This window comes from Kitasatospora sp. NBC_01300, assembly GCF_041435235.1.
GTDB lineage: Bacteria > Actinomycetota > Actinomycetes > Streptomycetales > Streptomycetaceae > Kitasatospora.
Map to the genome: position 1 here is coordinate 7705939 of NZ_CP108408.1, position 14093 is coordinate 7720031.

Consider the following 14093-nt stretch of genomic DNA (forward strand, 5'->3'; position numbering starts at 1 on the left):
CGCCCGCCTCCCGGTATCCCGGGAAGCCCTGCGCCCGTCGTGCGGCGGTGTCACAGCCAGCCGCGGTCGTCGGCGGTGCGCAGGGCCTCGGTGCGGTTGCGGCTGGAGGTCTTGGCGATGGCGGAGGAGAAGTAGTTGCGCACCGTGCCCTCCGAGAGGTAGAGCTTGCCGGCGATCTCGGCGACGCCGGCCCCGGAGCGGGAGGCGTTCAGCACGTCGCGTTCCCGGGCGGTGAGCGGGGAGGCGCCGGCCGCGAGGGTGGCCGCGGCCAGTTCCGGGTCCACCACGCGTTCGCCCGCCGCGACCCGGCGGATGGCGTCGGCGAGCACTTCGGCCGGGGCGTCCTTGACGACGAAGCCGACCGCGCCCGCCTCCATCGCCCGGCGCAGGTAGCCGGCGCGTCCGAAGGTGGTGAGGATGACGACCCGGCAGTCGGGCACCTGCTGGGCGAGGACGGCGGCGGCGGCCAGGCCGTCGAGTCCGGGCATCTCGATGTCCAGGAGGGCCACGTGGGGCCGGTGTTCGCGGGCCGCGTCGACGACCTGGTCGCCGCGTCCGACGGCGGCGACCACCTCGAAGTCGTCCTCCAGGTCGAGCAGGGCGCACAGCGCGGTGCGGACCAGTTCCTGGTCCTCGGCGAGCAGCAGGCGGATCGTCATGTCGTCCCTTTCCGGGCGGGGGCGCGCCCGTGGCGGGCGCCCGGCGGGACGGTGACCAGCAGCCGCCAGCCGCGCGGGCTCAGCGGGCCGGCTTCGACGGTACCGCCGGCCGCCGCGACCCGTTCCCGCAGTCCCCTCAGGCCCTTTCCGACCCCGTTGCCCTCGCCGGTCCCGCCGACCCCGCCGGTCCCACCGGTTCTGCCGTCCGCGCCCGTCCCGTCGTCGCGGATCTCCACGGAGGAGCCGGTGACGGTGACGGTGCAGCGGTCGGCCCGGGCGTGCCGGACCACGTTGGTCAGGCCCTCGCGCACCACCCAGCCGAACAGTTCCCCGTCCTGCGTGGCGACGGGGTCGGTGGACGTCGGCAGGTCGGCGACCACCCCGGCGGCGCGCAGCAGTTCGCGTCCGCGCGCGAGTTCGCCGGCCAGCGTGACGTCGCGGTAGCCGGTGACCGCGGCCCGGACGTCGGCCAGCGCCTGCCGGGACAGCGACTCCACCGCGGCCATCTCCGCCAGCGACTGGTCGAGGTCCTTGGCGGCGAGGCGCTGGGCCAGGCGGGACTTGACGGTGATCGCGGTGAGCGAGTGCCCGAGCAGGTCGTGCAGGTCGCGTGCGATCCGGTTGCGTTCGGCCTCCGAGGCCAGCCGTGCCACCTCGGCCCGGGCGGCCACCAGGGCCTGGTTGGTGGTGGCGATCTCCGCGAACGCCCCCGTGGTGAGCACGGTGAACAGCAGTGCCAGCGCCTGGAAGGCGCCGGGCCCGGCGTGCCAGGCGGGCACCGCCCACGGCACCAGCAGCGCGGCCAGGGTGGCGGTGACGGTCACCAGGGTGGCGTGGCGGCGCCGCAGCACGGCGACGAAGGAGACGACGACGGTGGCGAGGTAGAACGCGTTCTCGTGCGCGAACGGCAGCGCGGCCAGGAACAGCGCGCTCATCACCGCCAGCAGCAGGAGCACCTGCCGCCGCCGGCCGTGGATCATCGCGGTGGCGGTGAGGACGAAGCAGAGGCAGAACGCGCCGACGACCGCGTACCCGGCGACCAGGGCCGCCCCGGACACGTTGCCGCCCACGGCGACGGCGGTCAGGCACGGGTAGACCAGCATCCCGGCGCCCAGCATGGTCCGCCGCCAGCCCTGCACCCACCGCTGCGGGGCGCGCTCCCCTGTGGCGCGCTCCGCGGCGGCGGGCCCGGGGAGGGCCGCCTGCGTGTCCTCGTCCACCCTCGCCTGCCTCACGTCGCGTCGGATCGCGCGAACAGGGTACGCAGGTGGCGTCCGTTGATCACGGCGGCCACCCCCGCCAGCACCAGCCCGCACAGGGCCTGCTCGGCCTTCATCCAGAACGGGAAGGTCCCCGGCACGCAGATGATCACGACGATCGCGGCGATCATGACGGCCGAGATGATCCGCAGCCGCCGGTAGGCCGCGTGCGAGCCGCGGGCGGCCCGGGTGGTGAACAGGTACGTGACCACGGCGCTGGCCACGACGAGGGCGCCGCGGATCCACACGGCCGGGTTCACCAGGTCGGGGTGGTCGCGCAGGGCGTAGGCGGCCGCCAGGGTGACGACGCTCAGGCCCAGGTAGGCGGACACCAGTCGCCTGATGGTGCGGAAGGCCCGAACGGTGTCGGGGTGGTTCACATCGGTGGAGGTCATGCCCCCATGCTGTCCGCGCCGCGCCCCCGCCCGGCAGTGTGCTGCCACACCGGCCGGCCGTGACAATTGTCAGCAGGTCAGGGCGGGGAAAGGCACGTCAGGGCGGGGAAGGGCCCCGGGGGAAAGCGGGGCCGCCGCCCGGCGGGGCCGGGCGGCGGCTGGCTGTCGGTCGTGCGGTGGGGCTCAGGTGCAGCTGGTGAAGGTGGGGCTGGTGTTGGCGATGTAGAGGGTGGCGCCGCCGCTGGGGTCGGAGGTGAGCGGGATGGTGATGGTGTCCTCGGCGGTCCACGGGAAGCCGCGGGCGTCGAACGTCCAGTTGCCGGTGACCTTGCGGGCGAGCTCGGCCAGCGTCACCCAGCCGTACTGCTGGGGCGGGACGTTGACGGTGACGCTGTTGTTGACGGTGGTCGAGCCCTGCCAGATGTTGCTGTAGTTGACGCTGGTGGTGACCGCCGCCTTGAAGACCTCCCCGGCCGTGCCGCCGATCTCCGACCCGATCTGGCCGCCGATGGTGCTGGACCAGCCGCTCATCGTGGTGACCGCGAAGTTCTGCTGGGCGGCGCTGCTGGTGTTGTTGAACCAGATCGAGGAGACGCAGATCTTGGGCAGCGGCGCCGCGGGGGCCTCGCTCTTGACGGCCCAGGAGCAGGAGGAGACGTCCTTCTGGCACTGCTTGGCGGCGTGGTCGATGGCCAGGCTGCGGGCGGCCTGCGGGAAGCCGGTGGACCACTGTTGGTTGGCGGTGCCGTTGCAGGTGTACTGGTCGGTCCAGGCGTCGTCGTACTGGGCGCCGAGCAGCAGGTCCAGGCAGGTGTTGTCGCCCAGGTGGCGGATCATGAACGCGTCGGCGGCCCCGGCGACCGGCTGCAGGAACCACCGCTGGCTGGCCTGCCCGGCGCAGGTCTGCTGGCGCAGGGCCGGAGTGAAGAAGGCCAGGTCGATGCACTTGCCGGTGTCGTTGTTGACGATGGTGAAGGAGAAGTCGGAGGGGTCGACGCTCAGCCGCCAGGACTGGTGGTAGCCGGGCGCCGAGTTGGTGACGATGTAGGCGCCGTCGCCCATGGTGCCGTTCTGGACGTCGAGTTGGCGCCCGTTGCTGAGGGACTTGATGGTCAGGCACTGCTGCGGGGAGGCGCAGGCGGCGGCCGGCGCCGTGGCGGCGTGGGCCCGAGAGGTCGCGAACGGGGCGGCGGTGAAGCCCAGGGCGGCGCAACAGGCCACCAGGACGGCCGCGATCAGGCGCAGCCAGGGAGCCGGTCGGCTCGGGGTCGTGGCGGAGAGCACGGGGTCGGGTCCTTTCGTCGGGAACGGGGAGAGGGAGAGGGGAGAGGAGTCGGAAAGAAGGGGAGGGCGGGCCGGTCAGGCGGCGGCGAAGGCCGCTTCCAGGCGCGGGACGTAGTCCACGAGGTCCTGCGCCCAGCAGCCCGCGCTGTGGCCGCCGTTGCAGGCGGTGCCCCAGCCGGCGCCGTTGCCGTAGTCGACGTAGTGGTAGCGGTAACCGAGGGCGTCCAGGCGGTCCTTGAGGCGCTTGGCTGTGCCCTCGGCCCAGAACTCCATGTCGGAGGCGCTGCCGTTGCCGTTGCCGGTGTAGACCGCGATGCCGGTGTCGGCGAGCGCGCCCGCCCGGGAGACCGGGTCCGCGGCGTTCCAGCGCCAGTCGGCGTTGAACACCGGGTACGGCGAGCCGAAGATCGCGTCGCTGGAGACGGTGGGGCCGAAGTCGAGGCCGCAGGGCTTGCCGTCGCTGGGCCCGCACAGCACGGTGCCGACGTTGGTCAGGGTGGCGACCACGGCGCCGCGGATGATCATCTCGTTCACGGAGAGGTCGTTCGCGCCGGACATGGTGAGGACCTGGCCGAACAGCTGGGGCCGGTCCTGCGCGTAGTGCAGCGCGCCGAAGCCGCCCATCGACAGGCCGCCGACGGCCCGGCTCCTGCGGCCCGTCAGGGTGCGCAGGTTGGCGTCGATGAACGGGACGACCTGGTCGAGGTGGAAGGTCTCCCAGTTCTGCGCCCCGGCGGCGGTGTTCTGGTCGAGCCAGTCGGTGTACCAGCCGCGCAGGCCGCCGTCCGGGATGACGGTGATCATCGACTGCGCGGCGGTGAGGGCGGGGTAGGCCAGGGCCGGGTCGCTCGGGTTGTCCGAGGCGCCGTGCAGGAAGTACAGGACCGGGTAGCGCTTGGCCGGGCTGGCCGCGTAGTCGGCGGGCAGCAGGATCCGGATGGTGTGCTCCCCGGCGACCTGGGGTGTGGTGACGGTGAGCACGAAGTTGGTGGCGCTGCCGGTGGCGGCGCCGACCTGGGTGAGCCCGAAGCCGTCCTTCATCGGCGGCGGGGCGGGGGCCTCGGCGTGCGCGGCGGGCACGCCCAGCAGCAGGAGGCAGGCGGTCAGGGCGGCGACGGCCGTCCTGGCGTGCCGGAGCCGGGCGCGCAGGGGCCGCGCGGGCGGGCGCCGGGCGGGCTGGGCTGGTGTCAAGGGTCGTCCTTGGCCGTGAGGGTGCAGCGGGTCCCGGGGGGAACCGCTGGAGCTGTCTGAGCACCGACAACTCTTGCGAGATCACCGCGCGGTCCGCCAGAGCGACCTGCGGCGCACCTGGGCCACTGGCGCATGTGCGCCACCGGCGTGGGTAGCCTCCGACGGCCCGTCCGGGCGACACCGGCACACGACAAGCCGACAAACCGACGAGCGGACGGGTCGACACAACGGCACAACGGCACAGCGACACAACGGCACAGCGCCGAGCTGACACACCGATACGCCGACACACCGATACACCGACACGATGACGGGGGACGTCGTGCACGACGTGCTGGATCCAGACTCCGAACGCGGCCGGATCTACCGCTGCCTGGTCGGCCGTCCGCAGGCGCGGGCGGCGGAGCTGGCGGCCGGGGTCGGCCTCGGCGAGGGCGCCGTCCTGGCCGTGCTCAGGGAACTCGCCGACGAGGGAGTCGTCGTGGCCTGCAACGGCGAGGGCCCGCGCGGCGACGGCCACCGCGATGACGGCCGCCGCGGCGATGGCCGCCGCGGCGATGGCCGCCGCGGCGATGGCCCGCGCGACGACCGTCACCGCGACGACGGCCACCGCGACCGCGCCTGGGAGGCGCTGCCGCCCGGCCGGGTGGTCGAGGCGGTGCTGCAGAGCGACGCCGTCCGGCAGGCCGCGGCGCGCCGGGCCGGGGCGGAACTGGAACGCCTCTACCGCTTCGCCCGGCGCGACGCCGGCACCTACGGCGCCCTGGAGGTGGTCGAGGACGCCGCCCAGGTACTGGCGGCCAGCCGGCGCCTCCAGCTCGCCGCCCGCCACCAGGTGCGGGTCATCGACGTGCCGCCCTACTCCGGCAGTTCGGCCTACTACCTCGACCAGGAGGTGCTGCAGCGCCAGCGGATGGCCGCCGGGGTCGTCTACCGCTCGATCTACCACGGCTGCGCCTTCGACGACCCGGTCGCGGGCCCCAACATGGCGCGCATGGTGGAGGCGGGGGAGCAGGCCCGCACGCTGGACGAGCCGCCGCTCAAGCTGGCCCTGGGCGACGACGACCTGGCGATCGTCACGCTGGCGGCCGACGGGCGCCCGGGCGTCGTCTCGCTGCTGATCCGGCCCTCGGGCCTGTTGCGGGCGCTGGCCGCGGTGTTCGAGACGCTCTGGCGGCTGGCCGTCCCGGCGTCGGTGTCCGCCGTCGACCTGCAGATCGGTGAGCGGGACCGCCGCATCCTGACCCTGATGGCCAGTGGTGCCACGGACGACGCCATCGCCCGGCGGCTGGGGCTGGGGCGGCGCACGGTGGTGCGCCGGGTCTCGGCGCTGCTGGCCCAGCTGGGGGCCACCACGCGTTTCCAGGCGGGCGTGCAGGCGGCCCGGCGCGGATGGCTGTGAGCCGTCCGCGCCGGGCCGGACCCCTGGGGGGCGGGGGTCAGGGAGAGGTGGTCAGCAGGTGCCCGCCGCGCGGTCGCGCACGACCAGGTCGGTGCGGCCGGGGGTGGAGTCCAGCCAGACCACCCGGGTGCCCTGGTCGGCGGCGGGCTGGTCCTGGCCGCCCCGGTCGCAGGAGAGGCGCTGCGGGGTGCCGCCGCCGACCGGGAGCTGCCAGAGCTTGGGCAGTGCGGCGTTGGTCCAGCCGCCGGCGGGCTTGGTGCTCTCGACCTTGTAGGTGAGGGCCTGGTCGGAGGCGGTGAGGCTGCCGCCGCGCGTCGGGGCGTTCGGCGAGTCGGCGGCCAGCACCTCGGTCACGCCGGAGCCGTCCAGGGCGCCGGAGCGGACGGAGGCGCGGGCGTTCGCGCCGGCGGGGGTGTCCAGCCACAGCAGCCGTCCGCCGGCGAGCCGGGCGGAGGAGGCGCTGGTCGCGGCGGCGCCGGGGGCGGCGTGCGCGGTGTACTGGGCGGTGACCTTGCCGGCGGCGATCGAGTAGACGGTCGGCGCGGTGACGTACTGCTGTCCGTCCTGCCAGGACTCGGTCCAGGCGAGGTAGCCGTCCTTGAGGGTGAGGTCGTCCGGGTGGTGCCCGTCGGCCAGCGGCAGTTCGACCGCGGGGGCGCCGTCGTGGGACAGCCGGATGCTGGTGCGGTGGGTGGTGAAGTCGTTCACGGTGAAGGCGATGTCGCCGCCGGAGACCTGGGGGCTGCCGGGCTCCGTCCCGTCGGCGAGGAACAGGCTGCGGACCGGGCCGGCGCCGGACAGCGGTGCGGCCAGCAGTTCGCGGCTGTGGTTCTGGGCGGTGGTGCCGATGGCCTTCCACACGGCGGTGGTGCCGTCGGTGGCGGGCCAGCTGTGGTAGCGGCCGTCGTCGGGGCTGAGCCGGACGGGGGCGCCGCGTCCGGTGGTGGAGCCGGTGTACAGCGCGGTGGTGTCGGAGCGGGTGCCGCCCGTGCCCTTGACCGGGTCGGGGGCGGGGGCCATCGCCACCCAGTGCCCGCCGCCGGCGGCCGGGGGCGCCATCGAGTAGGAGAGGTTGCGGGCCAGCGTGCGGCTGTCCATGCCGATCCGGCTCTCCCAGCCGGGCTTGATCCCGTGCGCGTCGAACGCGGCTGCCACGGTGCGCAGTTGGGCGTGGCTGAGGCCGAGGTCGCGGCCGGCGGCCAGGGTCGCGTTGCGCCCGGCCACGAAGTCGTCGAGCGGGGTGAGGTAGGCGGTGAGCGCCCGGTAGACCACCCGGTCGGCGGTGAGCGGGTCGAGGGTGCGCCGGATGTCCCACAGGGCGCCGCTGAAGATGGTGGCGTTGAGGTGCTGTCCGCCGTTGTCGACCGTGCCGCCGAGGTAGTCGTTCACGGTGGTGCGGTGGTCGTCCATCCGGCGGTCCGCGCAGGCCTGCGGGGTGCCGGTGCGGCACTTGCTCTCGCCGAGCAGCGCGGCCGCCGGGTCGTCCATGGACATGCCGCGGGCGGTGACCTCGATGGCGTTGCCGAAGTAGTCGGCGAGCCCCTCGTTCATCGCGCCGGCCTGGCCCATGCCGGCCAGGTCGGCGGTGTTCGATATGACGCCGTGGGTCATCTCGTGCCCGGCGATGTCGAGGGCGGCGGAGAACGGGTAGTAGTCGGGGCCCCCGCTGCCGTAGACCATCTTCTTCCCGTCCCAGTACGCGTTGGCGTAGGGGGCGCCGTCCTGGGTGACGTTGACGACGGAGGTGATCGCGCCGCCCTTGCCGTCCAGGCCGTTGCGGCCGAACCGGTCGTGGTAGAAGTCGTACACGATACCGGCGTTGACGCTGGCGTCGGTGGCGCCGCTGGTGCCGGCGGAGGCCGGGAAGTCCGGGCCGGGGGAGTGGGCCGGGGGGAGGTCGGCGGGGATGCCGCCGCCGAAGTCCATCTCGTCCCGGCCGCCGGCGTCGTAGGTGGTGATGGCGGCGGGCCGGGTGAGGTCGGTGAGCTGGTAACTGCCGTCCGGCAGGCGGGCGATGTTCACCTTGGTGGAGTTGCCGCGGGCGTCCGGCGCGGTCCCGGTGGCGGGTTCGAGGCCGGCCGCGGCGCTCCCGGCGGGCGGCGCCGCCGCCGGGAGCGGGGCGCGGGTGTCGTAGGCGAGGGCGACCACGCCGACGGTGGCGTCCACGAAGACCTCGCGGGCCGCGGGCGCCCCGGTCGCCGGGTCGGCGGCGTGCACGGTGAAGCGCTGGGCGAGCCGGCCGGCGCCGTCCGGCAGGACGACCAGGCCGTGGTCCTCGGCGGTGGCCGCGGCCCGGGCCTTCGGGTCCTGGACGGAGCCGAGCGCCAGGTCGCGCAGGGCGGCGGCCGGGACGGTGGCGGTGGTCGGCACGGTCAGGCCGGTGAAGTACTTGCCGCCGACCGACTCGACGCGCTGCCCGGCGCCCTCGCCCGTCAGGTGCACCAGGTACTGCGCGCCGAACACGGGCACGCCGTCGTGGCGCTGCTCGAACCTGACGGTGCGCCGGCCGTCGGGGGTGCTCTCGGAGCCGACCTCGGCCAGCTCGCTCGGGTCGACGTGGTAGCGGTCGCCGTGGGCCGCGAGGTGGGCGCGGGCGGCGTCGGCGGGGCTGCCGACGGCCGGCTCGGCCAGGCCGGTGACCAGCTGCGGGGCGGCGGTGTCCTGACCGGCCACCAGGGAGGGCACCGGGTCGGGGGCGGCCGCGGGCCCGGCCAGGGCGGGCGGCGCGGCCAGGGCCAGCGCCACCACGGCGGTGGCGCTGATGCCGAGTGCTGTGGACGTGCGGGAACGACGGGGCACGGAGGTCCTCTCGCAGGGCCGGACGGTGGTCGCGGCGGGCCGGCCGCGCCGGACCACCGCGACGATCACGATAAGTCATCCAACGTCATATGTCGATAGACTTTCTATGTGTCCGGGGAGGGCCGGAACCCGACCCCGCGACCGACCCCGCGACCGGCCTCGCAACCGGCCTCGCGACCGACCTCGCGACAGGCCCCGCGAGCGGCCCGGAAACCCCCAACCCGCCCCGCCCGGCGAGCGATTCGTTCAAGACGCCACCACACCCCCCGGCCGACACTGACCCCCATGACCGATCGCGCCTTCACCCCCGCCGCCGGCCGCCTCGGCCCCGTACGCTTCTACGACCCCATCGTCTCCCTCACCCGCGAACGCCTGTGGCGCAGCCTGCTCGCCATGCACGTGGCCCCCCGCCCCGACGACGTGATCCTCGACGTCGGCTGCGGCACCGGCTCCCTGGCCGTCCTCCTCGGCCGCGTCGAACCCCGCGCCCGCGTCATCGGCGTCGACCCCGACCCCACCACCCTCGAAGTGGCCCGCCGCAAGGCCGCCGCCGCCGGCGTGACCCCCGAATGGCACCTCGGCATGGGCGACGCCGTCGCCGACCTCGTGGGCGCCGAAACAGCCGACACCGTCGTCTCCAGCCTCGTCCTCCACCAGTGCCCCATCCCCATGAAAGAGGCCGTCCTCGCCTCCATGCACGCGGCGCTGCGCCCCGGCGGCAAGCTCGTCATCGCCGACTTCGGGCGCCAGCGCACGGCCGCCATGCGCCTGGCGTTCCGCATCGTGCAACTGGCGGACGGCAAGGAGGACACCCAGCCCAACGCCGACGGCATCCTGCCCCGGCTGATCAGCGAGGCCGGCTTCCACGGCGTGCGCGAGACCGAGACCGTCGCCACGCTCACCGGCTCGCTGTCGTTCTACGTCGCCCGCCGCGCGTAGGCCGCGCCCGCGTCGCCCGCCGGGTCCTGGCTGCCCGCCGGGTCCTGTCCGTCAATCGCGCTGTCCGCCAGGCCGCCCGCCCGGCCCGAGGCGCGCAGCACCGGGAGCACCGCCGACGGCGTCAGCCCCGTCATCTCCCGCATCTGGCGGCTGAAGTGCGCCTGGTCCGCGAAGCCGCCCGCCAGCGCCGCCTCGGCGAGCGTGCGCCCCTCGCCCAGCGCGTCGGCGGCGCGGGCCAGCCGCCGCCAGATCCGCCAGCGCGCCAGCGGCACCCCCAACTGCCGCCGCGCCAGCGCCCGCAGGCGCTGCGGCGACAGCCCCACCCGCGCCGCCAGCCCCGGCAGCGCGACCCGGTGGTCCGTCAGCGCCTCCATCGCCGCCCACAGCCGCACGTCCACCTCGGCCGACGGCAGCACCCCGGACGGACGCAGGTCCTCCTCCGCCAGGCCCCGCCACTGGGGTGCGACGGTGACACCGTCACCGCACCCCGCCCGCAGCCGGTCCGCGAACGCGCAGTGCGGATCGACGAAGAACGCCGACACCTCCCGCACCGGCGCCATCCGGTGCCACACCATCGGCGCCACCACCACCGCCGCGCCCCGGTGCCGGACCCCGTCCCCGTCCACGATCGTCACCTCGCCGCCCGCCGACGCGACGGCAACCTGGAACGCGGCGTGCCGATGTGACGTACTGTCCGCCAGCGGCCCCCGGTACAGCGCGTACCCCGCTCCCACGACGAAGCGCCGCCCGATCCCCTCCCACTGCCCCATCCGCCCGATGCTGCCAGAGCACCGCACCCACCACCCCGGATTCCGGCCACCCCCAGGAACCGCCGGACCCGCGTACCGCCGCAGGCCCACATCGCGGGCCTTCCACGCCAGGAACGCCGAGAACCGGACCGTGCCCGCCAGCCCGGCCAGGGCGAGCGCGATCCACAGCGGGATCCCGAGCAGGCTCGGCCGGCTCGTGATCATCCGCTCGCCGGCGAGCCACACCCTGGTCTCGTGGCCGTCCGGATACAGCTTCCCGGTGGGCCGCTCCTCGCTGAACTCCCGGTCGCCGGCGCTCCAGTGGTACGTGCAGCCGTAGACGTCGTGGCCCTGGTTCTGGTCGTCCAGCTCCCGGCCCGTCGTCCGGCAGCCCGTCACGGTGGCCGTGACGTGGGGCGGTTCGTGCAGCCTGGTCCGGACGGCGTAGGCGGCCTGCGCCGCCGCGAACACCGTGCCCAGGGCGAGCACCAGCAGTAGTACCAGCGCCACGCAGGAGACGACGTAGTCGGTGGTGGAGACCCGACGCAGCAGCGGCAGCGAGGCACCGACGGCCGCCACCAGCGCGACCCCGCACACCACCAGCCACCACCGCCGATCGCCCGGCAGGTCCTGCGACCCCGCCCACACCACCGGCCCGGCCGCACCCCCCAGCACCGCCACCCCCGCCACCACACCCACCGCACACCGCCGGTGCAGCGCCCCCCACTCCACAGCAGCCCCGCGCCCCACCCCGCCCCCTCTCCCCGCCGCCCGCCCGACCCCGCCACCCCCGAGGACGCCCCCACCCGACGCCACGGTTTCGGCCCGCGCCCGGTCCACCCCTTGTCAGCCGAGCGGCACGCGGGCGGCGGCGTCGACGATGGGCCGTTCCTCTCGCAGGACGGGAGGATTCCGTGACGGATCGATCATGGAACGACACGGCTCGGCGCAGGGCTGAGCCAGGCTCATACGGGCAGATCCCATCCGGGCCCGTCCTCGGTGCCGAGCCAGACCCGCTGTCCGGCCGCCGACACGGTGATCCCGAAGCGATCCTGGTGCGGCTCACCGGCCGCCTGCCAGGTCTCAACCGCTTGCTCGACCCGGTCCCACAGGGCGACGGGCCCGCGCTGAGTCACGGCCCACCCGTCGGTGGGGTCGGGCGCCGTCCGGGCCTGCGATCCGGTGGCCAGGTCCCAGAGGATCTGTTGAGCCCCCACACCCATGCGGATTGCCCCGGGTGCGGCAAGCTGGGCTACCCAAGCGCCCGTCCAACTGTCCAGCGTCGCCGGGTCGATGCGGGTCGGACGCTCCTTGCCGGGCAGGAGGTCCAGCGTCGGGCGGGGCGGTCGGTCGTGCGGGCGGGCGATCATGAAACCGGTCTGGCCGGTCAGGAACCGGCCGGTGGCCTCGCCGGGTCCGGTCACGTCGAGCAGCACGAGGGCGTTCGCGTAGCTCCACCCGGAGAGGGTGACCAGGATTCGGCCGCCGGGCTTGACCTGGTGGAGCCAGGCGAGGGGGATGTACCGGACGGAACAGGTGGCGATGATCCGGTCGTACTGCCCGCCGTCCGGGTCGCCGCGCAGCCCGTCACCGATGATCAACCGGGGGGAGAACCCCGCAGTCCTGATCGCCGCCGCCGCTGCCGCGCCGACTGCGGGGTCGTACTCGATGCTGGTGAGGTCGGCGTCCCCGAGGCGGTGCGCGCCGAGGGCGGTCGAGTACCCGGTGCCCGTACCGATCTCCAGTACCCGGTGCCCGGCCTCGGCGCCCAACTGCTGCCACATGCGCAGTACGACGGACGGGAGGGTGGACGACGATGACGGGATACCTGGCACGGTCCCCCCAGCGGTGTCCTCGGGCCCGATGCGGCCGTCGAGTTGGGTCACCAGCGTCTGGTCGTCGTAGATCCCCACCAGCCACCCGGGATCGCCCTGACGGACGGGTCGGTAGAGAGTCGGAACGCTGCCGGCGACCGGAGCGAAGTAGGTTCCGACGAAGAGCTCTCGCGGAACGGCCCTCACCGCGCTGTCCCACTCGCGTTCGGTCAGCGTGCCGTCCTCGGTGAGCCTGTCGGCCAGAGCGGTGCGGAGTTCAGCCGGTGTGCTCATGCGTCACGGCCTTTCTGTAGCTGGTTGGCGAGGGCGTGGGCAATCGCCTCGGTGGTCTCGGCCGGTTGCCATGCCCACTGGCCGTTCGGGTTGCATTCGAGGAAGTACCAGTCGCCCGAGGCGGTCACGGCGAAGTCGAACGCGCCGTAGACCAGACGAAGTTCTCCGAGGTAGGCGGCGACCGAACGTGCGACCGGCTCGGGTACGTCGATCGGAGTGCACGTCATCCGGTCCTGGCGGCGCCGCCAGTCGAGGTCGGGGCTGTCGATCCGGACGCCGAACAGGCGGTTGCCGACGGCCGTCACCCTTGCGTCGAACAGCTTCGGCACCTTCGCCTGGAAGAGGTGCGGGCAGGCGGACACGGCGTCGGTGATGTCGGCCGGATCGACCTCGCGCACCCACACGGCGTGAGGCCGCCCGCCGACCGAGTAGGGGATGTTCCACAACGGCTTGTACACCGCCCCGGCGGCCTGGGCCGCCACGAACTCCCGCGCCTCGTCCGCGCTGTTCGTGATCACCGTGTCGGGGACCGGGAACCCGCAGCGCTGCGCGGCCGCCAGTTGTGCCGGCTTGTGCTCGGCCGCACGGTTGGCCCAGGGATGGTTCACGTAGTGCGCGGCGGGGAGCGAGGCGAGGATGCCGCCCGCACCCCACAGGGATTGCGCGGCGGCGAACCGGCGGTCCTGGCCGTCCAGTTCGGAGGGCCCCTCGTAGGGTGAGGCCCGGCGCACCCAGACGGACCGGACATCGGAGAGGTCGAGCTCCCGGCTGGCGGTGCGCAGGGTGCCCCGCTGCCGGCCCGTGCGGTACGTGGCGATCAGCGAGGCACCCGTGTGCAGGTCGGTGCCGGGATCGAGCCGGACCACCGGAACCCGGCGCTCGGCGAGCACCCGCAGTACCGCATCCGCGGTCACGTCAAGGGGATTGGTCAGCACCAGCACCGACCCGCTTCGGTCGTTCATCAGCCGTTGCTCTGGTCCTGGTCGTAGGACTCGGTGCTGTCGGCGTCGGTCGGCCCGCCCGGGTTTCCGTCGGGCGTGGTCGTGGTGGGCGTCAGGCCGCTCGTGCTGGTGCCGTGCCCGCCCAACTCGACCGTGCGTCCGTGCTCGTCCACGATCACCGCAACCTGCGTCTCGGGGTCGATGACGGGCGTGGACTGCGGGACCGGGACGGTAGCCGTGAACGGCCCCATCCGGGTGGTACCCCACGGTGCGGTTGTCATCTGTGCTGCGCCTCCATTTCGTGGTGGTGCCGACAGGATCAACAACTCGGCCGGTTGGCCGAGTTGTTGATCCCCCTCGGTCGGAG

General features: G+C 74.2%; 12 protein-coding genes. 2 read left to right on the forward strand and 10 right to left on the reverse strand.

From position 1 onward, the window contains the following. Positions 1-50: 50 nt before the first annotated feature. The 5 genes from OG556_RS33515 to OG556_RS33535 all read right to left on the reverse strand — a co-directional run bounded on the left by OG556_RS33515 (position 51) and on the right by OG556_RS33535 (position 4788). The gene (locus OG556_RS33515) at positions 51-659 is read right to left on the reverse strand and encodes a response regulator (RefSeq protein ID WP_371515224.1); all 609 of its coding nucleotides are present in this window, start codon (positions 657-659) and stop codon (positions 51-53) included. Beyond that, entirely contained in the window at positions 656-1879 is a 1224-nt protein-coding gene (locus OG556_RS33520) for a sensor histidine kinase (protein ID WP_371515223.1), read from the reverse strand. The genes OG556_RS33515 and OG556_RS33520 overlap by 4 nt, the downstream gene beginning before the upstream one ends. 11 nt (positions 1880-1890) lie before the next feature. After that, positions 1891-2313 (reverse strand): hypothetical protein, encoded by a 423-nt coding sequence (locus OG556_RS33525; RefSeq protein ID WP_371515222.1) that lies wholly within the window; start codon positions 2311-2313, stop codon positions 1891-1893. 183 nt (positions 2314-2496) lie between these two features. Further along, positions 2497-3597, reverse strand: a complete 1101-nt coding sequence (locus OG556_RS33530) for an RICIN domain-containing protein (protein ID WP_371515221.1) — start codon at positions 3595-3597, stop codon at positions 2497-2499. Between the two features lie 75 nt (positions 3598-3672). After that, positions 3673-4788 (reverse strand): alpha/beta hydrolase, encoded by a 1116-nt coding sequence (locus tag OG556_RS33535; protein WP_371515220.1) that lies wholly within the window; start codon positions 4786-4788, stop codon positions 3673-3675. A 307-nt stretch (positions 4789-5095) separates the two neighbouring features. Here OG556_RS33535 and OG556_RS33540 point away from each other — a divergent pair, with 307 nt between their 5' ends. Beyond that, entirely contained in the window at positions 5096-6190 is a 1095-nt protein-coding gene (locus OG556_RS33540; protein ID WP_371515219.1) for a LuxR C-terminal-related transcriptional regulator, read from the forward strand. 51 nt (positions 6191-6241) lie between these two features. Here the strand turns inward: OG556_RS33540 and OG556_RS33545 are convergent, their stop codons facing one another. After that, positions 6242-8989, reverse strand: a complete 2748-nt coding sequence (locus OG556_RS33545; RefSeq protein WP_371515218.1) for a M4 family metallopeptidase — start codon at positions 8987-8989, stop codon at positions 6242-6244. A 285-nt stretch (positions 8990-9274) separates the two neighbouring features. Here OG556_RS33545 and OG556_RS33550 point away from each other — a divergent pair, with 285 nt between their 5' ends. Further along, positions 9275-9928 carry a class I SAM-dependent methyltransferase gene (locus tag OG556_RS33550; RefSeq protein WP_371515217.1) on the forward strand — a complete coding sequence of 218 codons (654 nt, stop codon included), beginning with the start codon at positions 9275-9277 and terminating at the stop codon, positions 9926-9928. Here the strand turns inward: OG556_RS33550 and OG556_RS33555 are convergent. The 4 genes from OG556_RS33555 to tgmA form a co-directional block, all read right to left on the reverse strand. Continuing rightward, entirely contained in the window at positions 9907-11358 is a 1452-nt protein-coding gene (locus OG556_RS33555; protein WP_371515216.1) for a helix-turn-helix domain-containing protein, read from the reverse strand. The genes OG556_RS33550 and OG556_RS33555 overlap by 22 nt on opposite strands. 284 nt (positions 11359-11642) lie before the next feature. Continuing rightward, on the reverse strand, positions 11643-12785 hold the full coding sequence (tgmC, locus tag OG556_RS33560; RefSeq protein WP_371515215.1) for an ATP-grasp peptide maturase system methyltransferase: 1143 nt from the start codon (positions 12783-12785) through the stop codon (positions 11643-11645). Next, a complete protein-coding gene (tgmB, locus tag OG556_RS33565) occupies positions 12782-13747 on the reverse strand; it encodes an ATP-grasp ribosomal peptide maturase (protein ID WP_371515214.1) in 966 nt (321 codons plus the stop codon). Before tgmB ends, tgmC begins: the two co-directional genes overlap by 4 nt. Then, a complete protein-coding gene (gene tgmA, locus OG556_RS33570) occupies positions 13747-14007 on the reverse strand; it encodes a putative ATP-grasp-modified RiPP (RefSeq protein WP_371515213.1) in 261 nt (86 codons plus the stop codon). Before tgmA ends, tgmB begins: the two co-directional genes overlap by 1 nt. Positions 14008-14093: the final 86 nt, after the last annotated feature.

Bases quoted from the DNA above. Each gene is read 5' to 3' on its own strand.
- OG556_RS33515 (WP_371515224.1), bottom strand. From the start codon at position 659: ATGACGATCCGCCTGCTGCTCGCCGAGGACCAGGAACTGGTCCGCACC.
- OG556_RS33525 (WP_371515222.1), bottom strand. From the start codon at position 2,313: ATGACCTCCACCGATGTGAACCACCCCGACACCGTTCGGGCCTTCCGC.
- OG556_RS33540 (WP_371515219.1), top strand. From the start codon at position 5,096: ATGACGGGGGACGTCGTGCACGACGTGCTGGATCCAGACTCCGAACGC.
- OG556_RS33550 (WP_371515217.1), top strand. From the start codon at position 9,275: ATGACCGATCGCGCCTTCACCCCCGCCGCCGGCCGCCTCGGCCCCGTA.
- tgmC (WP_371515215.1), bottom strand. From the start codon at position 12,785: ATGAGCACACCGGCTGAACTCCGCACCGCTCTGGCCGACAGGCTCACC.
- tgmB (WP_371515214.1), bottom strand. From the start codon at position 13,747: ATGAACGACCGAAGCGGGTCGGTGCTGGTGCTGACCAATCCCCTTGAC.
- tgmA (WP_371515213.1), bottom strand. From the start codon at position 14,007: ATGACAACCGCACCGTGGGGTACCACCCGGATGGGGCCGTTCACGGCT.